This window comes from Arthrobacter sp. AD-310 (assembly GCF_054656615.1).
On record NZ_BAAHNO010000011.1, the window covers coordinates 40,593 to 64,566 of the forward strand.

General features: G+C 66.7%; 26 protein-coding genes and 1 tRNA gene. 13 read left to right on the forward strand and 14 right to left on the reverse strand.

Annotated features, from left to right (window positions below):
* Position 1 precedes the first annotated feature (1 nt).
* Genes ACYQ1Z_RS08440 through ACYQ1Z_RS08450 form a run of 3 tightly spaced genes read left to right on the forward strand, consistent with a single transcriptional unit; the run spans position 2 to position 3,884 of the window.
* Positions 2-1,213: a glutathionylspermidine synthase family protein gene (locus ACYQ1Z_RS08440; RefSeq protein ID WP_459792061.1), complete on the forward strand. Its 1,212-nt coding sequence runs from the start codon at positions 2-4 to the stop codon at positions 1,211-1,213.
* Entirely contained in the window at positions 1,210-2,715 is a 1,506-nt protein-coding gene (locus ACYQ1Z_RS08445; RefSeq protein WP_459792062.1) for an APC family permease, read from the forward strand. The genes ACYQ1Z_RS08440 and ACYQ1Z_RS08445 overlap by 4 nt, the downstream gene beginning before the upstream one ends.
* Positions 2,712-3,884 (forward strand): acyl-CoA dehydrogenase family protein, encoded by a 1,173-nt coding sequence (locus tag ACYQ1Z_RS08450; RefSeq protein ID WP_459792063.1) that lies wholly within the window; start codon positions 2,712-2,714, stop codon positions 3,882-3,884. Before ACYQ1Z_RS08445 ends, ACYQ1Z_RS08450 begins: the two co-directional genes overlap by 4 nt.
* Before the next feature lie 126 nt (positions 3,885-4,010).
* On the opposite strand, the gene ACYQ1Z_RS08455 is transcribed toward ACYQ1Z_RS08450, so the two are convergent.
* The 7 genes from ACYQ1Z_RS08455 to ACYQ1Z_RS08485 are packed head-to-tail and all read right to left on the reverse strand — an operon-like array spanning position 4,011 to position 10,147.
* Positions 4,011-4,781 (reverse strand): SDR family oxidoreductase, encoded by a 771-nt coding sequence (locus tag ACYQ1Z_RS08455; RefSeq protein ID WP_459792064.1) that lies wholly within the window; start codon positions 4,779-4,781, stop codon positions 4,011-4,013.
* Positions 4,782-4,817: 36 nt separating this feature from the next.
* On the reverse strand, positions 4,818-6,176 hold the full coding sequence (locus ACYQ1Z_RS08460) for an MFS transporter (RefSeq protein ID WP_459792066.1): 1,359 nt from the start codon (positions 6,174-6,176) through the stop codon (positions 4,818-4,820).
* Positions 6,173-6,679: a winged helix-turn-helix transcriptional regulator gene (locus tag ACYQ1Z_RS08465; protein WP_459792067.1), complete on the reverse strand. Its 507-nt coding sequence runs from the start codon at positions 6,677-6,679 to the stop codon at positions 6,173-6,175. The genes ACYQ1Z_RS08460 and ACYQ1Z_RS08465 overlap by 4 nt, the downstream gene beginning before the upstream one ends.
* Before the next feature lie 51 nt (positions 6,680-6,730).
* Positions 6,731-7,894 carry a cystathionine gamma-synthase gene (locus ACYQ1Z_RS08470; RefSeq protein WP_459792069.1) on the reverse strand — a complete coding sequence of 388 codons (1,164 nt, stop codon included), beginning with the start codon at positions 7,892-7,894 and terminating at the stop codon, positions 6,731-6,733.
* A 9-nt stretch (positions 7,895-7,903) separates the two neighbouring features.
* Entirely contained in the window at positions 7,904-9,289 is a 1,386-nt protein-coding gene (locus ACYQ1Z_RS08475) for a cystathionine beta-synthase (RefSeq protein ID WP_459792070.1), read from the reverse strand.
* A 17-nt stretch (positions 9,290-9,306) separates the two neighbouring features.
* Positions 9,307-9,684, reverse strand: coding sequence for a DUF1304 family protein (locus ACYQ1Z_RS08480; protein ID WP_459792071.1), 378 nt, complete (start codon positions 9,682-9,684; stop codon positions 9,307-9,309).
* Positions 9,685-9,709: 25 nt separating this feature from the next.
* Positions 9,710-10,147 carry a VOC family protein gene (locus ACYQ1Z_RS08485; RefSeq protein WP_459792072.1) on the reverse strand — a complete coding sequence of 146 codons (438 nt, stop codon included), beginning with the start codon at positions 10,145-10,147 and terminating at the stop codon, positions 9,710-9,712.
* A gap of 163 nt (positions 10,148-10,310) precedes the next feature.
* Here ACYQ1Z_RS08485 and ACYQ1Z_RS08490 point away from each other — a divergent pair, with 163 nt between their 5' ends.
* Genes ACYQ1Z_RS08490 through ACYQ1Z_RS08500 form a run of 3 tightly spaced genes read left to right on the forward strand, consistent with a single transcriptional unit; the run spans position 10,311 to position 13,134 of the window.
* Positions 10,311-11,321: a DNA-3-methyladenine glycosylase family protein gene (locus ACYQ1Z_RS08490; protein ID WP_459792073.1), complete on the forward strand. Its 1,011-nt coding sequence runs from the start codon at positions 10,311-10,313 to the stop codon at positions 11,319-11,321.
* Between the two features lie 26 nt (positions 11,322-11,347).
* Positions 11,348-12,316, forward strand: coding sequence for an ATP-binding cassette domain-containing protein (locus tag ACYQ1Z_RS08495; RefSeq protein WP_459792075.1), 969 nt, complete (start codon positions 11,348-11,350; stop codon positions 12,314-12,316).
* Positions 12,313-13,134, forward strand: a complete 822-nt coding sequence (locus ACYQ1Z_RS08500) for an ABC transporter permease (RefSeq protein WP_459792076.1) — start codon at positions 12,313-12,315, stop codon at positions 13,132-13,134. The genes ACYQ1Z_RS08495 and ACYQ1Z_RS08500 overlap by 4 nt, the downstream gene beginning before the upstream one ends.
* 3 nt (positions 13,135-13,137) lie before the next feature.
* On the opposite strand, the gene ACYQ1Z_RS08505 is transcribed toward ACYQ1Z_RS08500, so the two are convergent.
* Complete coding sequence (locus ACYQ1Z_RS08505) at positions 13,138-14,817, reverse strand: AMP-binding protein (RefSeq protein ID WP_459792077.1); 1,680 nt, start codon at positions 14,815-14,817, stop codon at positions 13,138-13,140.
* A gap of 95 nt (positions 14,818-14,912) precedes the next feature.
* On the opposite strand from ACYQ1Z_RS08505, the gene ACYQ1Z_RS08510 reads away from it, so the two are divergent.
* Positions 14,913-15,191, forward strand: coding sequence for a putative quinol monooxygenase (locus tag ACYQ1Z_RS08510; RefSeq protein ID WP_459792078.1), 279 nt, complete (start codon positions 14,913-14,915; stop codon positions 15,189-15,191).
* 71 nt (positions 15,192-15,262) lie between these two features.
* Here the strand turns inward: ACYQ1Z_RS08510 and ACYQ1Z_RS08515 are convergent, their stop codons facing one another.
* Positions 15,263-15,679: a thioredoxin family protein gene (locus ACYQ1Z_RS08515; protein ID WP_459792079.1), complete on the reverse strand. Its 417-nt coding sequence runs from the start codon at positions 15,677-15,679 to the stop codon at positions 15,263-15,265.
* A 156-nt stretch (positions 15,680-15,835) separates the two neighbouring features.
* Here ACYQ1Z_RS08515 and ACYQ1Z_RS08520 point away from each other — a divergent pair, with 156 nt between their 5' ends.
* Positions 15,836-16,756, forward strand: a complete 921-nt coding sequence (locus ACYQ1Z_RS08520; protein ID WP_459792080.1) for an ABC transporter ATP-binding protein — start codon at positions 15,836-15,838, stop codon at positions 16,754-16,756.
* A complete protein-coding gene (locus ACYQ1Z_RS08525; protein ID WP_459792081.1) occupies positions 16,753-17,553 on the forward strand; it encodes an ABC transporter permease subunit in 801 nt (266 codons plus the stop codon). Before ACYQ1Z_RS08520 ends, ACYQ1Z_RS08525 begins: the two co-directional genes overlap by 4 nt.
* A gap of 35 nt (positions 17,554-17,588) precedes the next feature.
* On the opposite strand, the gene ACYQ1Z_RS08530 is transcribed toward ACYQ1Z_RS08525, so the two are convergent.
* Positions 17,589-18,143 (reverse strand): acyl-CoA thioesterase, encoded by a 555-nt coding sequence (locus tag ACYQ1Z_RS08530; protein WP_459792082.1) that lies wholly within the window; start codon positions 18,141-18,143, stop codon positions 17,589-17,591.
* Positions 18,144-18,213: 70 nt separating this feature from the next.
* On the opposite strand from ACYQ1Z_RS08530, the gene ACYQ1Z_RS08535 reads away from it, so the two are divergent.
* Together ACYQ1Z_RS08535 and ACYQ1Z_RS08540 are read left to right on the forward strand one after the other, a co-directional pair.
* Positions 18,214-18,948, forward strand: a complete 735-nt coding sequence (locus ACYQ1Z_RS08535) for a potassium channel family protein (protein ID WP_459792084.1) — start codon at positions 18,214-18,216, stop codon at positions 18,946-18,948.
* 355 nt (positions 18,949-19,303) lie between these two features.
* On the forward strand, positions 19,304-20,287 hold the full coding sequence (locus ACYQ1Z_RS08540) for a LysM peptidoglycan-binding domain-containing protein (protein WP_459792085.1): 984 nt from the start codon (positions 19,304-19,306) through the stop codon (positions 20,285-20,287).
* An 85-nt stretch (positions 20,288-20,372) separates the two neighbouring features.
* Here ACYQ1Z_RS08540 and ACYQ1Z_RS08545 read toward each other — a convergent pair whose 3' ends face one another.
* From ACYQ1Z_RS08545 to ACYQ1Z_RS08555, 3 genes are all read right to left on the reverse strand, one after another.
* The gene (locus ACYQ1Z_RS08545) at positions 20,373-20,798 is read right to left on the reverse strand and encodes a CBS domain-containing protein (protein ID WP_459792086.1); all 426 of its coding nucleotides are present in this window, start codon (positions 20,796-20,798) and stop codon (positions 20,373-20,375) included.
* Positions 20,799-21,085: 287 nt separating this feature from the next.
* A tRNA-Tyr gene (locus ACYQ1Z_RS08550) sits at positions 21,086-21,167 on the reverse strand.
* Positions 21,168-21,333: 166 nt separating this feature from the next.
* Positions 21,334-21,588, reverse strand: a complete 255-nt coding sequence (locus ACYQ1Z_RS08555) for a hypothetical protein (RefSeq protein ID WP_459792087.1) — start codon at positions 21,586-21,588, stop codon at positions 21,334-21,336.
* A 181-nt stretch (positions 21,589-21,769) separates the two neighbouring features.
* On the opposite strand from ACYQ1Z_RS08555, the gene ACYQ1Z_RS08560 reads away from it, so the two are divergent.
* Positions 21,770-22,261 (forward strand): YajQ family cyclic di-GMP-binding protein, encoded by a 492-nt coding sequence (locus ACYQ1Z_RS08560; RefSeq protein ID WP_009357171.1) that lies wholly within the window; start codon positions 21,770-21,772, stop codon positions 22,259-22,261.
* A 158-nt stretch (positions 22,262-22,419) separates the two neighbouring features.
* Here ACYQ1Z_RS08560 and htpX read toward each other — a convergent pair whose 3' ends face one another.
* Positions 22,420-23,289: a zinc metalloprotease HtpX gene (gene htpX / locus ACYQ1Z_RS08565; RefSeq protein ID WP_459792088.1), complete on the reverse strand. Its 870-nt coding sequence runs from the start codon at positions 23,287-23,289 to the stop codon at positions 22,420-22,422.
* A gap of 131 nt (positions 23,290-23,420) precedes the next feature.
* Here htpX and ACYQ1Z_RS08570 point away from each other — a divergent pair, with 131 nt between their 5' ends.
* Entirely contained in the window at positions 23,421-23,891 is a 471-nt protein-coding gene (locus tag ACYQ1Z_RS08570; protein ID WP_459792089.1) for a Fur family transcriptional regulator, read from the forward strand.
* Positions 23,892-23,974: the final 83 nt, after the last annotated feature.

The window sequence follows — 23,974 nt, forward strand, 5'->3', positions numbered from 1 at the left end:
CATGAAGCGGCTGTTGTCTGAACCCCGGCCCGGCTGGAAGCAGAAAATCGAAGAGCAGGGCCTGGTCTTCTCCACCACCACGATGGATGACGGGCGGAAGATCGAGTACTGGAACGAGTCCGCCTACTACGAGTTCACGATGGACGAGGTAGAGGCCCTCGAGGAAACCGCCGAGGAAATGCACCGGATGTGCATCGAGGCGGCCAAATACCTGGCCACCGGCGCCATGGGCCTCATCGGCATCGGCGCGCAGGCGCTTGAACTCGCCGCCGAGTCCCTGCAGGCCGGGGACGTGGACGTCTACGGCCGGTTCGACTTCATCTACGACGGCCAGGGCGGGCCGGCCAAGATGCTCGAATACAACGCCGACACCCCCACCGGACTGATTGAGGCCGCCGTCGTGCAGTGGTTCTGGCTCCAGGATGTCTTCCCGGAGAAGGACCAGTGGAACGGCATCCACGAGGCGCTGATCCGGCAGTGGAAGAAGTTCCAGTACCGCACCGGAATGAGCACCCTGCACGTGGCCCACTCCGAAGTGGAGGAATCCGGGGAGGACTGGATGACCGCCGCCTACATGCGGGACGTGGCAGGCCAGGCCGGGTGGACCACCATCGGCATCAACATGTCCGATATCGGCTGGGACCCCAACCTCAACCGGTTCGTGGACCTGGACAACTTCATGATCAGCACCATCTTCAAGCTCTACCCGTGGGAGCTGATGATGAAGGAACCATTCGGCCACCGGCTGCTGGAACGGGCCCACAACCCCCGCTGGGTGGAGCCCGCCTGGAAGATGCTGCTCTCCAACAAGGCCCTGCTCGCCGCCCTCTGGCACCTGTACCCGGACCATCCGAACCTGCTGCCCGCCTACCTCGACGGGCCGGGCCCGCTGAAGGAATGGGTGGCCAAGCCGCTGCACGGCAGGGAAGGCGACAACATCAGGATCCATGCCAACGGCATCAACCTGGAACAACCCGGCGGGTATGGCCGCGAAGGCTGGTGCTACCAGCAGTACCAGCAGCTGCCCGACTTCGACGGCAACCATCCCGTCCTGGGCCTCTGGGTGGTGGACGGCGAGTCCGTGGGCTGCGGCATCCGTGAATCGGACGGCCCCGTGACTGACTACTTCTGCCGCTTCGTGCCTAACACCATCGACGCGCCGGCGCCGCTTTCGGCCGTGGCCTCCTCCAGCAAAGCAGGTATCAGCTTATGAGCACAGACATGACGACGGCGGGAGGCCAGGGCGGCGCGCCCGGCACCACGGTCCCGGCAAAGGGACTGCGCGCCGGCATCCTGGACCTCGGCGACTCGGTGATGCTGGGCCTGGCGTCCACCGCCCCGGTGTACTCGCTGGCGGCCACCCTGGGCCTCATCGTGGCCGTGAACGGCAACTACACTCCCCTGATCCTGCTGCTCGGGTTCATCCCCGTCCTGTTCATCGCCTACGCGTTCCGCGAGCTGAACAGCGCCATCCCGGACTGCGGCACCACGTTCACCTGGTCGCGCCGCGCCTTCGGCCCCTGGGCGGGCTGGCTGGGCGGCTGGGGCGTGGCCCTCGCCGGCATCGTGGTGCTGGCCAACCTGGCGCAGGTGGCCGGCCAGTACCTGTGGCTCCTGGTCGGTGACGGCTCGCTGGCGGATAACACGGTACTGGTCACCGCCACGGGGGTGCTGTTCATCGCCGTCATGACCCTGGTGAACTACCGCGGCATCCGGCTGGGCGAGCACGTCCAGCGGGTGCTGACCTACGTGCAGTACATCGCGCTGGGCATCTTTGCGCTGGCCATTGTCATCCGGATTGTGGGCGGCGCGTCCGTCGGAGACACCACCATCCAGGCCTTCGATTTCGAGTGGTTCAACCCGGTGGGCGCGTTCGCCGATCCCGGCGCCGTGGTGCACGGGGCGCTGCTGGCACTGTTCATCTACTGGGGCTGGGACACCTGCCTGGCCGTCAACGAGGAGACCGAAAACCCCACCACCACACCCGGCCGTGGGGCCGTCATCTCGGCCTTCGTCCTGGTGGTCATCTACGTGTCGGTGGCGCTCCTGGTGATGATGTACGCCACGGTCGGCAGCGACGGCATCGGCCTGGGCAACGAGGCCAACCAGGACGACGTGTTCGTGGCGATGAAGGACGTGGTGCTGGGGCCCTGGGGCTGGCTGATCGTCGTCGCGGTCCTCGCCTCGGTGCTGTCCTCCACCCAGACCACCATCCTGCCCACCGCCCGCGGAACCCTGTCCATGGGTGTGCACGGGGCGCTGCCGGCGAAGTTCGGCGAGGTGCACCCGCGGAACCAGACACCCGGGTTCTCCACCCAGGTCATGGGCGCGGCAGCCATCGCCTATTACGTGGCCATGAGCTTCCTCAGCGAAAACCTGCTCGCGGACTCGATCAGCGCCATCAGCCTCTTCATCGCGTTTTACTACGCCCTGACCGGATACGCCTGCTTCTGGTACTTCCGCGGCACCCTCCGCGATTCTGCCCGCAACCTGTGGTTCCGGGGCGTCTTCCCGCTGCTGGGCGCCGTGCTACTCACCGCTGCGTTCTTCGTCTCGGCTGTACAGATGTGGGACCCGGCCTACGGCGACACGGAGATCTTCGGTGTCGGCGGCGCCTTCGTCAGCGGCGTGGTGCTGCTGGCCCTGGGTGTGGTGCTGGCCGTTGTGTGCCGGTTCGCGCCGTCCACCCGCGGCTACTTCCTGGCCAAGCCGTGACGTCGGCTTCGGACCTCCTGGCCCTGGACTTCCTGCTCACTGCAGAAGAGCTGGCCCTGCGGGAAAGGATCCGCGACTTTACCGACCAGCGGATCCGGCCGGACATCGCCCAGTGGTACGAGGACGGGGCCTTTCCCCTCGAGCTGGCGCCGGAACTGGGTGAGCTCGGCGTCCTGGGCATGCACCTTGACGGCTATGGCTGCCCGGGCCGCTCCGCCGTCGAATACGGCCTGGCGGCGATGGAACTGGAGGCGGGCGACTCCGGAATCCGCACCTTTGTGTCCGTGCAGGGCTCGCTGGCCATGACGGCCATCCATCGGTGGGGTTCGGAGGACCAGAAGCAGGAATGGCTGCCGCGGATGGCCGCCGGCGAAGTGATTGGCTGTTTTGCCCTGACCGAACCCACCGCCGGCTCGGACCCGTCCTCCATGGCGACCACGGCCCGCCGGGACGGTACCGGCGAGGACGCCGGGTGGGTGCTGGACGGCGCCAAGCGCTGGATCGGCCTGGCTTCGGTGGCCGGCGTGATGGTGGTGTGGGCCATGACGGAGGACGGTGTGCGCGGTTTCCTGGTCCCGGCCGGAATGCCCGGCGTGACGGCAACGCCCATCCGGCAGAAGCTGTCCATGCGCGCCTCCATCCAGTGTGATGTGGTGTTCGACGGCGTCCGGCTGGGTCCCGAGACGCTGCTCCCCGGAGCGTTTGGGCTCCGCGGTCCGTTCACCTGCCTGAACGAGGCCCGCTATGGCATCGCCTGGGGCGCCATGGGCGCTGCCCGCGATTCCTACGAGGCTGCGCTGGCGTACTCGCTGGAGCGGCAGCAGTTCGGCAGGCCGCTGGCCGGCTACCAGCTCACACAGGAGAAGCTGGTGAACATGCTGGTGGAGATCCAGAAGGGCACCCTGCTGGCACTGCATCTGGGGCGGCTCAAGGACGCGGGGACCCTCCGGCCGGAGCAGATCTCCCTGGGGAAGCTGAACAACGTCCGCGAGGCCATCAAGGTGGCCCGCGAGGCCCGGACCGTCCTGGGCGGCAACGGGATCACGCTGGACTATTCGCCGCTGCGGCATGCCGCGAACCTGGAGTCGGTGCGGACCTACGAGGGCACGGACGAGGTCCACACCCTGGTCCTCGGCCAGCACATCACCGGCCTCCCCGCCTTCCGCTGACCCGTTCCCCCCCCCCCCCCCCCCCCCAACTGACTGGCATTTGTTGTCGTTTTGGGGGCTCAAAACGACAACAACTGCGACCTAGTTGGGTGGGGCAGGGAAAAGGTGGGCCGGGGCGGGACTTATTTACGCCGAGAAGCCGCCGTCGGACTTGATCAGCTGCCCGGATACCCAGCGGCCGGCCGGGGACAGCAGGAACGCCACCGTCCCGGCGACATCGGCCGGAGTGCCCAGGCGGCCGGTGGGCTGGCGTTCGACGACGGCCTGCCGGACTTCGTCGCTCATCCAGCCCGTGTCCACGGGGCCCGGGTTGAGGGCGTTCGCCGAGATGCCGCGCGGACCCAGCTCCCGGGCCGCCGCGATCACGATCCGGTCCAGCGCTCCCTTGGAGGCGCCATAGGGCAGGTTGAAGGCTGTGTGGTCACTGGTCAGCGCAACGATCGCGCCGCCGTCGTCCGTTGCCTGCCGGGCGAACGCGGCAATCAGCTGCCAGCTGGCACGCGTGTTCACGGCGAAATGCCGTTCGAAGGATTCGAGGGTGGTATCCAGGATGCCCGAGTCCACCGACTCCGCGTGGCTCAGCACCATCCCCTGCAGCGGCCCGGCAAGCTGCACGGCCTCGGCCACCAGCCTGTCCGGCACCCCGGGATCCTGCAGGTCCGCGGAGAGGCTGTACACCCGGGCACCGATCGCTTCGAGTTCGGCGGTCAGGCGGACCACGTCCTCGGGTTCGCTCCCCCATGGCATCCGCTCGTCGTACTCCTGCCAGTAGGACAGGACCAGGTCCCAGCCGTCAGCCGCGAGCTGGCGGGCAATGCCTGCACCGATGCCCGCCAGCCGGCCGGCCCCGGTGATGAGGGCAACGTTGCGGGCAGGGGCTGCAGGCACGGGTTCCATGGGATTCAGCCTAACGTTGCCGGCGGCGCCCCCGGTTCACGCGGCCGGCCGCGCTGCCTTCCGATCAGCGGAACCGTGGTGCTTGCGGATGGTGGCGCTGATGACCGCCGCGATGGTGCACATGGCTGCAGCCCCCAGCCACGCGTACGTGTAGTGGCCGGTGGCATCGCGGAGGGCGCCGGCGGCGAGTGCAGCCAGTGCGGCGCCGAGCTGGTGGGCGGCAAACACCCAGCCGAACACCACACTGCCGTCCGCGCCAAACACCTCGCGGCAGATTGCGGCGGTGGGCGGAACGGTGGCCACCCAGTCCAGGCCGTAGATCACCACGAACACGATCATGCTGGGCTGGACCTCGGCGCTCAGCAGCATCGGCAGTACCAGCAGGCCGATGCCGCGGAACTGGTAGTAGACGGCCAGCAGGATGCGTGGGTTGAACCGGTCGGTCAGCCAGCCGGAGGCGATGGTCCCCACAATGTCAAAGATGCCGACGACGGCGAGCAGGCCTGCGGCGGTGGTTTCGGGCATGCCGTGGTCATGGGCGGACGGGATGAAGTGGGTGCCGATCAGCCCGTTGGTGGTGGCGCCGCAGATGGCGAACCCGCCCGCCAGCGCCCAGAAGGTCCTGACACGGCTGGCCCGGCGCAGCACCTGGAGTGCACGGACGGCTGCGTTTGCACGCGGACCGTTGTCCGCCGAGGCTGCCTGCACGGGCGCCCCGACGGCGGGGTCGGCGCCGTAGGGCAGGACGCCGACGTCGGCCGGGGAGTTTCGCAGGAACTTCAGCACCAGCGGGACTACCGCCAGGGCTCCGGCGGCGATCAGCAGGGACGCCTGCCGCCAGCCGGGGTCCTGGGCGAGCAGGGCGATGAACGGCAGGAACACGAGCTGGCCGGCCGCGCTGCCGGCGGTGAGGATGCCGATGACCAGCCCGCGGCTTTTGCTGAACCACGTGTTGGCGATGGTGGCGGCGAAGACCAGTGCCATGGAGCCGGTGCCGAGGCCGATCAGCAGTCCCCAGGTCAGGAGGATCTGCCAGGACTGGTTGACCAGGACGGTCAGCGCGCTGCCCAGGCCGATCAGTACCAGCGCGGTGGCGGTGACCTTCCGGATGCCGAACCGCTCCATCAGGGCGGCGGCAAACGGGGCGGTCAGGCCGAAGAGGACCAGGTTGATGCTCACGGCCGCGGACAGCACGGTGGTGGACCAGCCGAACTCCTGCTGCAGCGGGACCATGAGGACGCCGGGTGCTGCCCGGAAGCCGGCGGCTCCCACCAGGGCCAGGAAGGCCACAGCGGCGACGATCCAGGCGGGGTGCAGGCGCCGCCGGCCCGGGACGGTGCCGGGACTGAGCGTTGTTTCCTGCTGGTCGGCCGCTTCGTCGGGGAGGGTGCTCACGCGGCGGCTCCCTTCCCGGCAGCGGTGGACAGTTGGATGGGCTGTTCGGACCGGGTCCGGCTGTGCCAGCTCGTGGTGGCGGCGGTGAGCCGCTCCCCGCACGCGGTGCAGGTATCGGCCGAGGTGGTGCTCTTCCCGCACCCGGAGTGGATGACGGCGAGGTGTGCTTCACCCGAAGGCGCGGGCAGGTGCTTCTCCGACCAGATGCTGACCGCGTTCAGGACCGGAAGTACATCCTCCCCTTTGGGCGTGAGGACGTACTCCAGGCGGGCGCGGCCGCCGTCGTCGTACGCCTGTTTCTCCAGCAGCCCGGCGTCAACCAGCCCGGCCAGGCGTCTGGTGAGCACGGAGTCCGCCACCTCGAGGCGCGCCTTGATGACGTCAAACCGCCCGTTGCCGAAAAAGACCTCGCGGAGCACCAGGAGGGTCCACGGGTCCCCCAGGATGTCGAGGCCGCGCGCGATGCTGCAGTTGCGGAGGGACCAGTCGGAGCGAAGGGGCATAGCGGCAACCCTAGCTGACTTTCTTCAAGAAAGCCAGCATCGGCCTGCCCGTTAGCGAATGGCAGTGAACGCCTGTTCCAGGTCCGCGATCAGGTCTTCCTTGTCCTCGATGCCGCAGGAGAGGCGGAGCAGGTTGACCGGGACAGCCAGCTCGGTGCCCTTGACCGAGGCGTGGGTCATCTCGGAGGGGTAGTTCATCAGCGATTCGATGCCGCCCAGGGACTCGGCCAGCGTAAAGACGGTGGTGGATTCGGCGACCTTGCGCGCCGCCGCCTCGCCGCCTTTGAACTGCACCGAGACCATGCCGCCGAAGCTCCGCATCTGCCGCTTGGCCAGTTCGTGGCCGGGGTGGGTCGGCAGGCCCGGATACAGCACGGCTTCCACCTCCGACCGCTCCAGCAGCCATTCGGCCACGGCCTGGCCGTTGAGGCTGTGCCGGTCCATCCGCACGCCGAGGGTCTTGAGTCCGCGGGTGGTGAGGAAGGCGTCCATGGGACCGGACACCGCGCCGACTGCGAACTGGACGAAGCCGATCTTCTCCGCGAGCTCCGCATCCTTGACCACAACGGCGCCGCCCACCACGTCGGAGTGCCCGCCGATGTACTTGGTGGTGGAGTGCACCACGACGTCGGCACCCAGGGCGAGCGGGTTCTGCAGGTATGGAGACGCAAACGTGTTGTCGACGACGAGGAGGGCTCCGGCGTCGTGCGCGATGTCTGCGAGCGCTGCGATGTCCGTGATCTTCATGAGCGGGTTTGAAGGCGTTTCCACCCACAGGAAGCGGGTCTTGTTCGCACGAACGGCCTGCCGGACGGTGTCCAGGTTGGCCATGTCCACGGGGGTGTTGCCGATCCCCCAGTCGCCAAGGACCCGGCTGATCAGCCGGTAGGTCCCGCCGTAGGCGTCATTGCCAAGCACAATGTGGTCGCCGGGCCGGGTCAGGGCCCGGATGAGGGCGTCCTCGGCGGCGAGGCCGGAGCTGAAGCTGTAGGCGTGGGTGCCAAGTTCGAGGGCTGCGAGCTGTTCCTGGAGAGCATCGCGGGTGGGGTTGCCGCCACGGCCGTACTCGTAGCCGTCGCGCAGGCCGCCGATGCCGTCCTGGGCATAGGTGGAGCTGAAGTGCAGCGGCGGGACCACGGCACCGGTGCGCGGCTCGAAGGCCTGGCCGGCGTGGACGGCGCGGGTGTTGAAGCCCTGGTTTTCACTGGCGGACATGATGCTCCTTTAGTTGCTGAGGTAGGCCAGCAGGTCGTGCCGGGTAAGGATGCCGATGGGGGCACCCACGAACGTGACCATGACGGTGTCCACGTCCGAGAGCAGTTCCCGGGCGGCCGAGATGGTTTCCAAAGACCCGATCACGGGCAGTTTGGGGCCCATGTGCTCGGAGATCTTGTCGGTCAGTTTGGCCTCGCCGCGGAACAGCTTGGCGGTCAGCGTCCGCTCGTCCACCGCTCCCAGGACCTCGCCCATGACCACGGGCGGCTCCTGTGACAGCACCGGGATATGGCTGACGCCGAACTCGTTCATGATGTTGATGACGTCCCGGACGGACTCGTTGGGGTGGATGTGGACCAGGTCCGGCAGTTCGCCGTTCTTTGACTTGATCACCTCGCCCACTGAGGTTTCCTCGCCGCCGGACAGGAATCCGTAGGAGCGCATCCACTGGTCGTTGAAGATTTTCGCCAGGTAGCCGCGGCCCGAGTCCGGGAGGATGACGACGACGACGGCACTTTCCGGGAGGTCCCGCGCCGCCCGCAGCGCAGCCACCACGGCCATGCCCGACGATCCGCCCACCAGGAGTCCCTCTTCCCTGGCGAGCCGGCGTGTCATGGCGAAGGATTCGGCGTCGCTGACGGCGATCACCTCGTCCGGGACGGACTTGTCATAGTTGGCCGGCCACATGTCCTCCCCGACACCCTCGACAAAGTACGGGCGCCCGGTCCCGCCGGAGTAGACCGAGCCCTCCGGATCCGCACCGATGATCCGGACCGGTCCGCCGTCGGCATCCGCCCTGCCGGCCGAGACCTCCTTGAGGTAGCGACCGGTGCCGGTGATGGTGCCGCCCGTGCCGGCGCCGATGACAACGTGGGTGACCTTGCCGTCCGTGTCGCGCCAGATCTCCGGGCCGGTGGTCTTGTAGTGGCTGCCGGGAGCGGCAGGGTTGGAGAACTGGTCCGGCTTGTATGCTCCGGGGGTCTCCCGGACCAGGCGGTCGGAGACACCGTAGTAGCTCTGCGGGCTGTCCGGCGGCACGGCGGTGGGGGTGACCACGACTTCGGCGCCGTAGGCCTCCAGCACGGCGCGCTTGTCCTCGCCCACCTTGTCCGGCACCACGAAAATGCACTTGTAGCCCTTCTGCTGGGCCACCAGCGCAAGCCCCACACCGGTGTTGCCGGAGGTGGGCTCCACGATGGTGCCGCCGGGCTGCAGTTTGCCCTCCCGTTCGGCGTCCTCAATCATCTGCGCCGCGATCCGGTCCTTGATGGAGCCGCCGGGATTCAGGTACTCCAGCTTCACCAGGACGGTGGCTTTGATGCCCTCGGTCACGTGGTTGAGTTTGATGAGCGGGGTGTTGCCGATGAGGTCCAGGATGGACTGGGCGTACTTCATGGATACAAAGCTACCGCCTAGCCGGCGAACATCAGCAGGAGGATCACTGCAGGCAGGAACGCCTGCCCGATTCCACTGAGCCACAGCCGGCGTTCACTGATGATCAGGACGATGCCCTCAATGACGTGCGCGACGCACATCATGGCCACGATCGTCCGGCCCACCGTGACTTCCCCGGCGTTCACCAGCACCACGCCGACGATCCCGAACACACCCCACACCATATTGTGGAACCCCACGTTGACCGTCCACAGCCGGACGGCCGCGGTGTCCTCCGGCTTTATGAGGAAGATCGGGTAGAGCCGCTGGTCCTTGTAGCGGAAGGCTTCAAGGAGGCCCACAACGATCAAAAGGACACCGGTGATGACCGCCAGCACCTGCGCGACGATGCCCATGTCTTCGCCCCTGCTCCGTCGGCGCCTAGATCGAGAAGCCGTCCGCGGCTGATCCAGTGCCCGCACCCCCGCCGGTGTCCCCCGCGGGCAGGTTCTCCCACAACCCCATCACGTTGCCTTCGGTGTCCCTGAAGTAGGCGAAGGAGCCCATGCCGGGGATGGTTTCACGCGGTTTGACCACGGCGCCGCCGAGGGCTTCAACAGTGGCCAGTGTGGCGTTGATGTCCTCAACGTCCACGGTGATGACGGGGGTTTTGAGGGCGTCTTCACGGGCGAACATGCCGCCGTTGATGGCACCGGGCTCCGTGGGCGCCCCGGTGGACTCGTCCATTGGCGTCGTGACCACCATGTTGTAGTCCATGCCCGGCACGGGATCGATCCGCCAGCCGAGGGCTTCCTGGTAGAACTTCTTAGCCCGCTCCTGGTCGTCCGCGGGAATTTCGAAATGCACTACTCCACCCATTGTTGCCTCCCGGTTTTTCGAGCCTCCGGGCGCGGCGGTCCGCGCCACAGTGTGGAGTCTAGTCCCGGCGGCGGTGCTGGATAAGGGGCATTTTCCGGCACCTGCCGGCAGTCTGCTGATCCCCGGCGGGTCCGTTGTCGCAGGGGCGTGGGACGATTGAACCATGACCATTGCAGAGGCACCTCCCCGGCTTGCGGCCGCTGCGGACGTGTCCCTCTGCTGGTTCCCGGACAGCCCCTACAGCCTGGCACGCACCCTTGGGCCGCTCCTGCGCGGCAGCAGCGATCCTTCCTTCAGCGTCCAGGGGGACGTCATCTGGAGCGCCTTTACGACGCCGGACGGCCCGGCCACCGTTCGGTTCAGCCCGGGCGGGGGCATGGCAGGAGAAGATGCCTACGGCGGGACGCCACTGGCTGTCCGGGTGGACATCCAGGCCTGGGGGCCCGGTGCCGCGCTGGCCGCGGAGGCAGCCCCCCGGATGCTGGGCGCCGACGACGACTGGGCCGCTTTCGACGAGCCCGCGTTTCACGCCACCCTTCCACGGATGGTCCGGGAGGCCCGGCGGCGGAACCTGGCGCTGCGCCTTCCCGCCACGGGCAGGATGGTGGACCAGCTGGTGCCCATCATCCTTGAGCAGAAGGTGACGGTTATCGAGGCGCGGCGGGCCTACCGGTACCTGCTGCACCGGTACGGAACGCCGGCGCCGCGGGCCGGCGCCTCAACGCCGCCGGGCCTGGTGGTGGGGCCGACGGCCGACGGGTGGCTTCGCATTCCCAGCTGGGAATGGCACAAGGCGGGCGTGGGACCCCAGCGCTCGGCAACGGTGATGCGCGCGCTGCGCTCCGCCGTCGCGCTTGAACGCCTGGCAGCCCTGCCCGCCGCCGAGGCGGGGGCCAAACTTCAGACCATCCCGGGGATTGGTATCTGGACCGCCGCCGAGGTGGTGCAGCGGACCCACGGCTGCCCGGACTCGATCTCGGTGGGCGACTACCACCTGGCAGCGTACGTGGGCGCGGCTCTGACCGGCCGGCGGACGGATGACGCAGGCATGCTCCGGCTGCTCGAGCCGTGGAGCGGGCACCGTCAGCGCGTGGTCCGCATGATCCAGAGCACCGGCTTCCGCAAGCCCACGTTCGGCCCCCGGATGACGATCCAGGACCACCGCCGGCACTAACCCCGCAAGCATCCCCTGGAGCCAGCATGATCCACACGGAAAAACTGACCAAGACGTTCACGGCCAAGAAGGAAACCGTGGAGGCCGTCAAGGGCGTGGACATCGACATTGCCGCCGGCGAACTGGTGGCGTTCCTGGGACCCAACGGCGCCGGGAAGTCCACCACGCTGCGCATGCTCACCACCCTGCTGCGGCCCACGTCCGGCTCCGCCACCGTGGCCGGCGTCGACGTCACGGCCGACCCTGCGGGTGTGCGGGCGCGGATCGGCTACATCGGCCAGGGCAACGGCGGCGGCCACAGCTTCCGGGTGATCGACGAACTCGTGATGCAGGGCCGCTTCTACGGTATGAACACCACCGACGCCACCGTACGGGCGCAGGAACTCCTCAAGTCCCTGGACCTCACCGACCTGGCCAAGCGCACGGTCATCAAACTTTCCGGAGGCCAGCGGCGGCGGATGGATGTGGCGCTGGGCCTGATGCACTCCCCCGGCCTGCTCTTCCTTGATGAGCCGTCCACCGGAATGGACCCGCAGAACCGGGCCAACCTGTGGGACCACATCACGCGGCTGCGCCAGGAGCACGGCACCACCATCGTCCTCACCACCCACTACATGGATGAGGCGGATTCCATGTCCGAGCGGGTCATTGTCATCGACCATGGGAGGATCATCGCCGACGACACGGCGGCGCGGCTGAAGGCGAATCTCGCAGGCGACCTGCTGGCCGTCGAGGTGGCGGCCGATGCAGCTGCCGGCGTGCGCGGACTGTTGGGCAGGGCCGCGGCGGGCGGCGAAGTGCAGGAGAACCGGCTCGACGGCGTCGTGACCTTCCGGCTGCGCCTTCCCGAGGGCGCCAGGATCGCCCCGGGCCTTTTGAAGGAGATGAACGACGCCGGTGCTCCCGCGCAGTCCCTGGAGCTGAAGCCGCCCACGCTGGATGACGTGTTCCTGGAACTGACCGGGCGCAACCTGCGGGAAGGAGCGAACCGATGAGCACCGGGGCGGCCCGCGCGGCGGGTTCCGGCTACGTGGCCAAAACGCCGGGGCTGGGGCGGGTCCTGCGCGACACCAGGTACGTGTTCTGGCGGGAGATGCTGCTGCCGCTGCGGGACCCGTTTTCGCTGATCTTTTCGTTGCTCCAGCCACTGGTGTTCCTGGGCTTGTTCGGTCCGTTGCTCGGCGCCTCGGTGGGGGCCCCGGCTTTCGGCGGGCAGTCGACGCTGCAGTGGTTCCTCCCCGGCGTGGTGGTGATGATCGCCCTGTTCGGAACGTCGATGACCGGTTCGAACCTGCAGTACGAGCTGATGACGGGCTCCTACGAGCGGATCCTCGCCACTCCCCTGTCCCGCTCGTCCCTGATGATCGGCAGGGCGCTGAAGGAGTGGGCACCCCTGGTGGTGCAGGGCTTGCTCATCGCCCTGGTCTGCATCCCGTTCGGCTTCGTTTTCTACCCGCTGCATGTGCTCCTCGGGCTGGTTATCCTGGGGATCTTCGGGATCGGGCTCGGGGCGCTGTCCTACGCGCTGGCCCTGGTGTCGCAGAACAAGGAATGGATTTTCTGGGGCGTGCAGCAGACCCTGCTGTTCCCGCTGATGATCCTGTCCGGAATCATGTTGCCGATCGAGGCCGGCCCGGCCTGGATGCAGACGGCAAGCCTGTTCAACCCCTTGACGTACCTGGTCAACGCCGAGCGCGAACTGTTCGCCGGGAACCTCGGGGCGGACACGCTCGGGGGATTTGTGGCAGCCGCGGCGACTGCCGCCGTCGGACTTGTGGTGGGCATCAGGACCATCGGCCGCGACATCCGCTGAGGGCTACAACCCAAGCCGGGCCACCGCCTCCTCGCGCATCTCCACCTTGCGGATCTTTCCGGAAACCGTCATGGGGAAACTGCTGCGGACCTCCACGTAGCGGGGAATCTTGTAGTGCGCCAAATGGCCGCGGCAGAACTCGGCGAGCGCCGCTGCGTCCAGCGGCTCGGCCCCCGGTTTGAGGATGATGCAGGCCATGAGTTCCTCGCCATACTTCGCGTCCGGTACCCCGATCACCTGCACGTCCTGGATGGCCGGGTGCGTGTAGAGGTACTCTTCGATCTCGCGCGGGTAGATGTTTTCCCCGCCGCGGATCACCATGTCCTTGATCCTCCCCTCGATCACCAGGTAGCCCTCGTCGTCCATCCGGGCCAGGTCCCCGGTGTGCATCCACCCCTCGGCGTCAATGGCCTCGGAGGTCTTGTCCGGCTGGTCCCAGTACCCCGCCATCACGGCGTACCCGCGGGTGCACAGCTCGCCGACCTGGCCGCGCTCCAGGACCTCCCCGGTGGCCGGATCCACGATGCGGCTCTCCAGCTGCGGCATGGTCCGCCCCACAGTTTCCGTCCGGTGCTGCAGCGTGTCCCCCTGCCGGGTCATGGTGGACACCGGCGACGTTTCGGTCATGCCGTAGCAGATCGCCACGTCCTTCATGTGCATGTCGTTGATGACGTGGGTCATCACCTCGACCGGGCACAGGGAACCAGCCATTACGCCCGTGCGAAGCGTCGAGAGGTCATAGGTGTCAAAGTCCGGCAGGGCGAGCTCGGCGATGAACATCGTGGGCACCCCGTACAGGGACGTCCCGTCGAAATCCTGCACCGCTTCCAGGGCGGCGGCGGGCGAAAAGCCGCGGCCGGGGATGATGGTGGCGGCTCCGTGGCTGAGCGCGTTCAGGTTGCCGATCACCATGCCGAAGCAGTGGTAGAACGGCACCGGGATGACCACCCGGTCGTGTTCGGTGTAGCCCAGCAGTTCCCCGATGGCATACCCGTTGTTCAGGATGTTGTGGTGGGTCAGGGTGGCACCCTTAGGGAAACCTGTCGTGCCGGAGGTGTACTGCAGGTTGATGGGATCGTGCGGGTCCAGTTCTGCCATCCGGTCCTTGAGGGCGGAATGTCCGACGGCGTCAGCGCGCTTGAGCAGTTCGGCATAGGTCAGTTCCGCGTCACTGAGCGGGACGGCGGCGTCGGCGGATTCCCCGCCGCCGGGGGCGGGCAGGAACACGAGTTCACGTAGGTCCGGGCACTTGGCGAGCGCTGCCCGTGCCATCCCCACATAGTCGCTGTTCCGGTCGGAAGGGGCTGTCACAAGGGTCCGCATGCCGTTTTGCTTGACCACGAACTCCAGTTCATGGCTACGGTAGGCCGGGTTGACGTTGACCAGGATGGCGCCCACCTTGGCCGTGGCGTACTGCAGCAGCGTCCACTCAGCGCAGTTGGGACTCCAGATCCCCACCCGCTCCCCCTTGCCGACGCCCAGGGCGAGGAGCGCGCGGGCCAGCCGGTCGACGTCGTCGTTCATCTTGGTGTAGCTCCAGCGGCGGGCGTCCGCGCCCGGAACCGGCCCCGCCTCGATCAGGGCGTCGTGGTACGGAAACTTCGCTGCCATGCGCTCAAAGTTGGCGCCGATAGTCTCTTCGAGCAGCGGAACGTCGGTGTTCCCGGCCGTGTATGCACGCATGATGGCACGCTACCAACAGGTCCGGGGCAATTGAAGGATGCCGGCCGGCTGCAACAAGAATAGGAGCACACGTGCCGGACGGTATTGTGAAATCCATGAGTGCACCGATCGACCTGCAGGCAACGTTCATCCCCAACGAGGGCGAGTTCTTCCGCGTGAAGCTCGCCCTGGAAATCGCCATCGACGAGGTGGTGAACGAACCGGGCTGCATCCGCTACGAACTGACCGAGGCCACCGAAGAGAAGCTGGTGCTGACCGAACAGTGGGCCTCCGAGGAGGACCTGGACAAGCACTCCAAAGGCATTGCGGTGCAGGACCTGAACGAATCCCTGAGCGCACTGCTGGCCGAACCCGTGAAGGTGGAGCGTATCTAGGACGGACCTCGGATACAACAAAGGCGGAACCTCTTGGAAGAGGTTCCGCCTTTTGCGTTTAAGCCAAAGGTTCAGGCGTCCGGAATCTGCGAGCCGTCCTGCGGCCCTGCGGACTTTGCGGCGGCTTCAGCCCGCTGGCGGGCAACGTGGGCATGGACTTCTTCCATGTCCAGGGCCTTCACGGCGTCCACCACCTGCTCGAGCTGCTGGGAGTTCAGCGCACCGGGCTGCGAGAACACCAGCACCTTTTCGCGGAACGCCATCAGGGTGGGGATGGACGAGATGCCCGCCTCGGCGGCGAGCTGCTGCTCGGCCTCGGTGTCGACCTTGGTGAAGAGGACGTCCGGGTGCTTCTCGGAGACAGCGGAGTATGTGGGGCCGAACTGTTTGCAGGGGCCGCACCATTCGGCCCAGAAATCGACCAGGACGATGTCATTGCCTTCGATGGTTGAAGCGAACTGTTCACCGGTGATGTCAAGGGTAGCCATGGGTCAACGGTACGCGCCGGGAGCCGCCGTGTCGTGGCCTGACCCCCCTTGTTCGCTCCCCGCGTCATCGGGAATAAGCCGAAAGTCCCGTGTACGGGCCGCCCGGCGGCGCTAGTCTGGGGGTCATCAGCCGCTGCGCAGCACCAGGAGGCATGCATGGCCACCGCCGTTTCGGCCCGGTCCTTGACCAAGAGCTTCGGCCGCCGGGAGGTCCTCCACGGCGTTGACTTCGATATTCCGGCCGGCTCGGTGTTCGGGGTGATTGGGCCGAACGGCGCGGGCAAGACCACCACCATGCGCTGCCTGCTCGACATCATCCGGCCAAGCGGCGGGAAGGTGACCGTGCTGGGCAGTGACCCGCGGACAGGCGGACCTGAACTGCGCCGGCGGATCGGCTACCTCCCCGGCGAGCTGTTCCTGGAGGGCAGGGTGACCGGGCGGAAGCTGCTGGCCCATTACCAGGCCATCAGCGGCCCCGTTCCGCCGGGCCGGATCGACGAGCTCGCGGAACGCCTGAACCTCGACCTGGACCGCCACACCCGAAAACTGTCCAAGGGCAACAAGCAGAAACTCGGCCTGGTGCAGGCCTTCATGCACCAGCCGGAGCTGCTGGTCCTGGACGAGCCCACCAGCGGGCTGGATCCGCTGGTGCAGCAGGAGTTCCACGCCATGCTGCGCGAGGCGCGCCACCGCGGACAGACCGTCTTCCTCAGCTCGCACGTCCTCAGCGAGGTCCAGCAGACGGCGGACACGGTGGCCATCCTGCGTGACGGCCGGATTATCGCCGTCGAGTCCGTCAGCGGGCTCCGCGAAGGTGCCGTCCGGCGCGTCCGCCTCACAGCGTCCGGGATGGCAGCGCACGACGCCGTTGCGCTGCTGGCCGGGGTGCCCGGCGTCGGGCAGGTGGAGGTGCTTGAGGCGGACGGGGGCGTCACCCTGTCCGCGGTGCTGGAAGGCAACATCCAGCCGCTGATCCACGCCCTCGGCTCGTTCACCCTGACGGACCTGGTCCTCGACGAACCGGACCTGGAGGAAGCGGTGCTGAAGATGTACGCCGGCAAGGGGGAAACACGGTGACCACCGCACTTCCGCTGTTCCGCCGCGCATTCTTCGACAGCTGGCGCTCCACCCTGGCCTGGGGTGCCGGCCTGGCGGCGGCCGCTTTCCTCTACCTGCCGCTGTACCCATCCCTGGGCGGCAGCGCCCAAATGCAGGACATGATCGACGCCCTCCCGGCCGAAATGACCAAAGCGCTCAACTACGACCAGATCGCCACCGGCCCCGGCTACACCCAGGCCACGCTGTACGGACTGCTCGGGTTCCTGCTCATGACCATCGCGTCCGTGGCCTGGGGCGCCGCGGCGGTGGGCGGCGACGAGGAGTCCGGGCAGCTCGAACTGACGCTCGCGCACGGGGTCCGCAGGGTCCAGGTGGTCCTCGAGCGGGCGCTGGCCCTGCTGCTGCGGGTGGTGCTCCTCGCGGCCCTGGTCTTCGCCCTGGTGCTGCTCCTGAATGGCCCGTCGCAGCTGCGCATCGACGCTGGCAACCTGTTCGGCGCCGCGGTCCTCTTCGCGGGGCTGGCCCTGCTGAGCGGCACAGCCGCCTTGTGCGCCGGCGCTGTCACGGGGAGGCGGACCTATGGCCTGGCGGCCGGCGCCGCGGTCGGCGTGCTGGGGTACGTCTTCAACGCGGTCGGTCGGCAAAGCGAGGACGTGGAGTGGCTTCTGAACCTCAGCCCCTACCACTGGGCGTACGGGAACTCCCCCATTGCGAACGGCGCGGACTGGGCAGCGGCAGGGTGGCTGTGGGGCATCTCCGCGGCACTCGTGCTGCTGGCCGCCGTCGCGCTTGAACAGCGCGACGTCGGCGCCTAGCTACAGCGCGCCGGCCGCCTCCGTGGCTTCTTGCTTCAGGCGTCCGCCTTCCACAGGTGCGGTGCCGGTGTGCGGCTGCCGGGAAGTGTGCTGGCGGTCCGCCACTCATGGATCCACTCCGGCAGGACCAGGTCCGCAGGTGGCTGGCCGAATTCGCGGAGGATCTCCTCCTGGCTGACCGGGCCGGACCTGGTGACCAGGCGGGTGGCGATGTAGGCACGCGCGTAAATTTCGCCGTCGGCCACCATCCGCTGCTCGAAGTAGATGGCCTTGGCGTCCAGGCCGATGATGCGCGTTTCGATGGTGTACTGCTGCCACAGCTGGAGGGACTTGCGGAAGGCGATGGTCTCGGCAGCGACCACGGGACCCCAACTGCGGCGGCGCATCCGTTTCCACACCCCGCTGCGCACCATGAGGTCGAACCGGCCGAGGTCCATCAGGGAGAGGTACATGCCGTTGTTGACGTGCATGGCAATGTCGATGTCCGTGGGCAGGACGCGCAGTGGCAGCGACGAGCTGTCCCATACGGTGAGTGGCCGGCGGCGCGCGGAACGGAACAGCAGGAGGAGCGTTCTCAGGAGCAGGTGCATCCCATCATGTTACCCGCGGGTAACAAGAGTCGGTATGCTCGCTGATTCCCGTCCCGCGTAGGATTCCAGCATGACGCAACAACGCTACCGGGACCTGGCGGAGTGGCCGCTGATGGGCACCGCACTGGTCTTCCTCGGAGCGTACGCGTGGCAGGTGGTCGGCCGCGTGGAGGGCGGCGCCGCAACATGGCTGGAAGCCCTGATGTGGGCCACCTGGGGCATCTTCGTCCTCGATTATCTGGCGAACCTGTGGCTGGCCCGCGAGCGTTGGAGCTGGTTCCTCCGCAACCTCCACGAACTGCTCATCGTGGCGCTGCCGTTCTTCAGGCCGCTGCGGCTGCTGCGCCTGGTCACACTGCTGTCCGTGCTGCACCGGACCATCGGCGAAACCCTGCGCGGCCGCGTTGTCACCTACGTTGCCGGGTCCGCGGCGTTGCTCGTATTCGTGGGTGCGCTCGCGGTCCTGGATGTAGAACAGACGGCACCGGACGCCAAGATCGTGACCTTCGGGGATGCCCTGTGGTGGGCAATCACCACCATCACCACCGTGGGCTACGGGGATATGTACCCGGTGACCCCACTGGGCCGGCTGGTGGCCGCGGCGCTGATGATGAGCGGCATCGCGGTCCTCGGTGTTGTGACGGCGTCCATCGCGTCATGGCTGGTCCAGCGGGTGGAGGACACCGCCGAGACGGTGGCCGAGGCAGTGGAGGAACCCGTGCGTGCGGAGATGGCCGAGCTGGTGGCGGAAATCGCCTTGCTCCGCCGCGAAATTGCGGAGCTCAAGGAGGAGCGGACACCCTAGGTGCCTGCGGCATGCCGGGACGGGAGCAAGTACCGGGCATTTGATGGTTGAGTAGCAGTTCCGCCGGCAGTAAGTAGCGGCCTGAAAAATTCGGGTAATTCCTACTGATGCCCGGCCCTTTGCGGGCTTCCTAGACTCGGGATTCCTAGGACAAACACGCACTGGCTGGTCCCCCGGGTTGGCTTCCCGGCGGCCGCCTCCTCTCGGAGCTTCCGTATTTTCTGGGTATGCGGATGCCTCCATCACGCGCTGCCCGCGTGCCCCATTGACTGGTTGGGGCTCCGGCGCGCTGCCTTCAATCCGTCCCTCCGGCCGCATCCTGCGCGGCCGTCGGGCTGAACCCGATGGGCTACCCATGAAACACCCTCACCCTGCTGACGAAGCAGAGAGCAGAAGCTTCGCCACCGATGAACCCCGCAATGGTCTCACCACCGGCCGTCCCGCCGTCAGCAACAAGCTTTGGGCAGGCATGGCCACCGCCGCTGTCGTTGCAGCGGTCGGCGTGGGAGCCCTGGCGGCTCCTTCAAGTTCCCTGACCCAAGACACGACGGCGGCGGGCCAGGTTGCCGCAGAGGCGGCACCTGCCGCCGGGGCCGCCTCTGCGGCGGAGCCCGCTGCGGCGGTACCGGCAGAGGCAGCCCCTGCAGCCGAAGCACCGGCGGCGGAAGCACCACCGCCCGCAGAACCTGCCCCACCTGCCGAACCTGCGCCACCGGCTGAACCCGCACCGGCGGCGGCACCGTCAGGTGACCCGAACCTGTACACGGTTGTCCCGGACGACACGGTGGGCGCCATCGCCGCCAGCCACGGCGTGGACATGAATGCGATGCTGGCCGCCAACGGCCTGGGCCCCTACAGCATCATCTTTCCGGGCCAGACGCTGCTGCTGACGGGCCCTGCTGTGGCGGTTCCTGCCGCGTCCGCCCCGGCCCCCGTTTCCGCACCTGCGCCTGCCCCCGCAGCCGCCCCCGCTGCAGCTCCGGCCCCGGCACCGGTTCCTGCCGCCCCCGCTGTCCGGACCATTTACGTGGCGGGCGCCGGCGGGCAGGCCATGGTGGACGCCTGCATTGGCCCCATCCACTACACACCCAACGACGGCTACTCGCTGTTTATCACCGAGCACGACTTCTGCGGTGGCTGGGCACGGTTCTCCGGCATTGGTGTGGGTGAAACAGTCAGCATCCCCGGCTACGGGACGTACACCGTGACCGCCCGCGGCACGGTTCCGAATCCGGGGACCACCAATGATGTCATTGCAGTCTTCGGGGGTTTCCCCCGGGCCATCCTGCAGACATGCATTCCGGGGACCAGTCAGATGCTCCTCGTTGCGCTGAACTGATTCTCTGGTTTATAAGATTGTCCGCGGGTCCGGACCTGCAGGGTCGGGATCCGCGGACAATGCCGCGTTGTTCAGGAAGAAGCCGCTACACCCGGTGGCGTTCCGAAATGTGCTCCACCAGTTCACCCACGCGCTGTTCGGAGTAGTTGCGGGCGATGTCGCCCTGGCTGATGATGCCCACCATCCTGTGGTCCGAGATCACGGGAAGCCGGCGGACCTGGTGCCGTTCCATCATGTCGATTGCTTCATCCACGTTGGCATCGGCATCAATCCAGTAGGGTTTGCCGGTGGCCAGGTCCCGGGCCATCACATCGGCAGGGTTGCGGCCCTCGGCCACGCACTTGAGCACAATGTCGCGGTCGGTGATCATGCCCTTCAGCCTGCCGTCATCACCGCAGATCGGCAGCGAGCCGCAGTCAAGGTCCATCATCATCCGGGCTGCGTCCACCAGGGACTGGTTTTCCGTGATACATCGTGCGTCCGTGGTCATGAATTCACGTACAACACTCATTGAATCCTCCTTCATCGATGGATTTATCGACGCAGGGCATCGGGGCTCTTGCGCCGATATCGCCAGACTACGCCGCGTCCGGAGCAGTGTCGACGGCGGATTTGCGGCTCTTTGAAGGAGACCTTAGGCCCCCAGCGGAGGCCGCTTTTCTAAATTCCTGGCCTTCTTCGCCCTTCAAAACCTTCAAAGGCAGGACTCGCGATCGAGACTATGACGGAACTGCGGAGGCGGCCCCAGGGAACGAAAAAGCCTCCGGAACCTATCGGTTCCGGAGGCTTTCCTTTGGGTGGCAGATGAGGGATTCGAACCCCCGTAGGCAGTGCCAGCTGATTTACAGTCAGCCCCCTTTGGCCGCTCGGGTAATCTGCCGAACTTCAAAAGAAGACCCGGGCTGCAGTCTTCAGAACGTCCGTTTCCGGGCCGTTCCGCTTCCAGTAACCGCGGGCAAGACAACTTTACAGAACTTCCGCCGAAGAATCGAATCGGGAGTCAGGCAGCGGAAAAACCCCCGGAAACACAAGGGATTTGAAGGGATTCACGCCTCGCCCAGGATCCTGCCCGCGAGTTTTGCCTCGAACTTCACGGCCTGCTCCTCGGTGATCTGGTTCAGCTGGACGGCCCGCAGGAGGTCTTCACTGATGCCCTCCATCCGGGACGAGGCATCAGCCACGGGGCTCAGGATGACGGAAGCGGCCACCGCGGCTGCTGCCACCGACGTTGCCGCTGTTGCCACCGCACCCGCCGCGGCGCTCGTGGTCTTCACAACGTACGTGGCGGCTTTGCGGTGCATGGTGTTCCCTCCGGAGTGATCCAACACGTTCAACTCTGAGCGGCCCTCCTTCGTTCCCTCCGTGCTTCCGCTGAGAGGGAACTGTGAATCTGCCCGCCCACCCGGCAGCGCATCCGTATTAGGCTGGAACGCAGAGATCCCGCCCTGCCGCGTGCAGGGTTCCCACCGCAGAAGGAGAGTCATGGCAGGCGAGTCAACGTTCGACGTCGTAAGCAAAGTGGACAAGCAGGAAGTGGCCAACGCCCTGAACCAGTCCCAGAAGGAAATCGCCCAGCGATACGACTTCAAAGGCGTGGGCGCCGAGATCGACTTCAGCGGCGAGAAGATCCTCATGAAGGCCAACTCGGAGGAACGCGTCAAGGCCGTCCTGGATGTCTTCCAGTCCAAGCTGATCAAGCGCGGCATCTCGCTGAAGTCGCTGGACAGCGGCGAGCCCTACGCCTCCGGCAAGGAGTACCGCCTGGAAGCCTCCATCAAGGAGGGCATCGCCCAGGATCTCGCCAAGAAGATCAACAAGCTGATCCGCGACGAAGGCCCCAAGTCCGTCAAGTCCCAGATCCAGGGCGACGAACTCCGCGTCTCCTCCAAATCCCGTGACGACCTCCAGGCCACCATGGCACTGCTCAAGGACTTCGACGAAGCGGACCTGCAGTTCGTTAACTTCCGCAGCTAGTTCCGTTTTCGACGCGGATAATTTTTGACGCTGCGGAAAGAGGCTGGCGCACCCGAAATATTGGGCGCGCCAGCCTGTTTCCGTGTCGGAGCTGAATTTGCGTGTCGAAAAGGCCTGGCCTGCCACGGCGGCCTTGGCGGTACGACGGCGGCACGCGGCTACCGGGGCGGCATGCCGGCCATACGCTCCAGCCGCGCGATCCTGTCCCGCATGGGCGGGTGGGTGGCGAACAGTTTGTTCATGCCTCCGCCGCGGAACGGGTTGGCGATCATCAGGTGCGAGGCGTTGACCAGCCGCTGGTCCTGCGGCAGCGGCGCAATGCTGACGCCACGCTCGATCTTGGCCAGGGCTGAGGCCAGCGCCAGTGGATCGCCCGTGAGCTGCGAGCCGTCCTCGTCGGCGTCGTATTCCCTGGTGCGGGAGATGGCCATCTGGATCAGCGACGCCGCGAATGGTGCCAGCAACGCCATGGCGATCATGGCCAGCGGGTTGGCGTTGCGCCGGTCGCCGCCGCCGAACAGCAGCAGCATCTGGCCCACCGAGGTGATCACACCCGCGACGGCGGCCGCCACGGACGAGGTGAGGATGTCCCGGTTGTACACGTGCATCAGCTCATGGCCCAGGACGCCGCGGAGCTCGCGGGCGTCCAGGAGCCGCAGGATCCCTTCGGTGCAGCAGACGGCCGCATTTTGCGGGTTGCGTCCGGTGGCGAACGCGTTCGGGTTCATGGTGGGTGAGACGTAGATGCGCGGCATGGGCTGGTTGGCACGCATCGAGAGCTCCCGGACGATCTGGTAGAGCTGCGGCGCCTGGGCCTCGCTGACCGGGTAAGCCTGCATGGACCTGATGGCGATCTTGTCGCTGTTCCAATAGCCGTAGGCGGTGGTGCCCACACCCACCAGAGCCATGATCCAGATGGGAGCCGAGCTGCGCGTTCCAGCTCCAATCAGGCCCCCGAGACCCAGCAACACTGCCCACAGCGCGCCGAACAGCGCTGCGGTCTTCAGTCCATTGTGGTGCTTATGCACGTCCACTCCCCTAGCCCAACAGCTGTTACAGCTTAAGCAACTGGTTCGAAGTCACCATAGTTCCAGCAAGGTTTTCCGAGGTAAGCCAAGCCTTATTGTGAGATATTCATAATAAGTGTTTCAATGGTTCCATGACGGAGCAGCATGGGGGCCACGAGGACTGGGCTTCAGCCCTGCGTGCCCACGGCCGCCGGGTGACCAAGCAGCGGCTGGCGGTCCTGGCCGCCGTCGAACGCCATCCCCATTCGCCTGCTGAGAGCATCCTGGCCGCTGCCCGGTCGGAACTTCCGGAGCTGACCGCGCAGTCCGTGTACGTCGTCCTGGGGGACCTGACCGACCTGCACATGCTGCGCCGGTTCGAGCCCCCTCACTCCCCCGCCCTCTACGAAACGCGGGTGGGCGACAACCACCACCACGCCATCTGCATCAGCTGCGGGCGGGTGGAGGATGTGGACTGCGCCGTGGGCCATGCCCCGTGCCTCACCCCGCACTGGGATGAGAATGCCAAGCCGATGACCATCCAGATCGCCGACGTGATGTACCAGGGCATCTGCCAGGACTGCCAGCAGTCCCAACAACTTTCTTCCGACCGTCCCTCGTAAGTATCAAAGTAATAGGAGAACAATTGTCTGCCATTTCAACGACCGCTGTTTCAACGACGCAGTCTGGTGCGCCGGTCACGTCT

What these genes read in the sequence shown, in the direction of transcription:
- ACYQ1Z_RS08440 (WP_459792061.1), top strand. Translation starts at nt 2, where the DNA reads ATGAAGCGGCTGTTGTCTGAACCCCGGCCCGGCTGGAAGCAGAAAATC.
- ACYQ1Z_RS08445 (WP_459792062.1), top strand. Translation starts at nt 1,210, where the DNA reads ATGAGCACAGACATGACGACGGCGGGAGGCCAGGGCGGCGCGCCCGGC.
- ACYQ1Z_RS08455 (WP_459792064.1), bottom strand. Translation starts at nt 4,781, where the DNA reads ATGGAACCCGTGCCTGCAGCCCCTGCCCGCAACGTTGCCCTCATCACC.
- ACYQ1Z_RS08465 (WP_459792067.1), bottom strand. Translation starts at nt 6,679, where the DNA reads ATGCCCCTTCGCTCCGACTGGTCCCTCCGCAACTGCAGCATCGCGCGC.
- ACYQ1Z_RS08470 (WP_459792069.1), bottom strand. Translation starts at nt 7,894, where the DNA reads ATGTCCGCCAGTGAAAACCAGGGCTTCAACACCCGCGCCGTCCACGCC.
- ACYQ1Z_RS08475 (WP_459792070.1), bottom strand. Translation starts at nt 9,289, where the DNA reads ATGAAGTACGCCCAGTCCATCCTGGACCTCATCGGCAACACCCCGCTC.
- ACYQ1Z_RS08480 (WP_459792071.1), bottom strand. Translation starts at nt 9,684, where the DNA reads ATGGGCATCGTCGCGCAGGTGCTGGCGGTCATCACCGGTGTCCTTTTG.
- ACYQ1Z_RS08485 (WP_459792072.1), bottom strand. Translation starts at nt 10,147, where the DNA reads ATGGGTGGAGTAGTGCATTTCGAAATTCCCGCGGACGACCAGGAGCGG.
- ACYQ1Z_RS08490 (WP_459792073.1), top strand. Translation starts at nt 10,311, where the DNA reads ATGACCATTGCAGAGGCACCTCCCCGGCTTGCGGCCGCTGCGGACGTG.
- ACYQ1Z_RS08495 (WP_459792075.1), top strand. Translation starts at nt 11,348, where the DNA reads ATGATCCACACGGAAAAACTGACCAAGACGTTCACGGCCAAGAAGGAA.
- ACYQ1Z_RS08500 (WP_459792076.1), top strand. Translation starts at nt 12,313, where the DNA reads ATGAGCACCGGGGCGGCCCGCGCGGCGGGTTCCGGCTACGTGGCCAAA.
- ACYQ1Z_RS08505 (WP_459792077.1), bottom strand. Translation starts at nt 14,817, where the DNA reads ATGCGTGCATACACGGCCGGGAACACCGACGTTCCGCTGCTCGAAGAG.
- ACYQ1Z_RS08510 (WP_459792078.1), top strand. Translation starts at nt 14,913, where the DNA reads ATGAGTGCACCGATCGACCTGCAGGCAACGTTCATCCCCAACGAGGGC.
- ACYQ1Z_RS08515 (WP_459792079.1), bottom strand. Translation starts at nt 15,679, where the DNA reads ATGGCTACCCTTGACATCACCGGTGAACAGTTCGCTTCAACCATCGAA.
- ACYQ1Z_RS08520 (WP_459792080.1), top strand. Translation starts at nt 15,836, where the DNA reads ATGGCCACCGCCGTTTCGGCCCGGTCCTTGACCAAGAGCTTCGGCCGC.
- ACYQ1Z_RS08530 (WP_459792082.1), bottom strand. Translation starts at nt 18,143, where the DNA reads ATGCACCTGCTCCTGAGAACGCTCCTCCTGCTGTTCCGTTCCGCGCGC.
- ACYQ1Z_RS08535 (WP_459792084.1), top strand. Translation starts at nt 18,214, where the DNA reads ATGACGCAACAACGCTACCGGGACCTGGCGGAGTGGCCGCTGATGGGC.
- ACYQ1Z_RS08540 (WP_459792085.1), top strand. Translation starts at nt 19,304, where the DNA reads ATGAAACACCCTCACCCTGCTGACGAAGCAGAGAGCAGAAGCTTCGCC.
- ACYQ1Z_RS08545 (WP_459792086.1), bottom strand. Translation starts at nt 20,798, where the DNA reads ATGAGTGTTGTACGTGAATTCATGACCACGGACGCACGATGTATCACG.
- ACYQ1Z_RS08555 (WP_459792087.1), bottom strand. Translation starts at nt 21,588, where the DNA reads ATGCACCGCAAAGCCGCCACGTACGTTGTGAAGACCACGAGCGCCGCG.
- ACYQ1Z_RS08560 (WP_009357171.1), top strand. Translation starts at nt 21,770, where the DNA reads ATGGCAGGCGAGTCAACGTTCGACGTCGTAAGCAAAGTGGACAAGCAG.
- ACYQ1Z_RS08570 (WP_459792089.1), top strand. Translation starts at nt 23,421, where the DNA reads ATGACGGAGCAGCATGGGGGCCACGAGGACTGGGCTTCAGCCCTGCGT.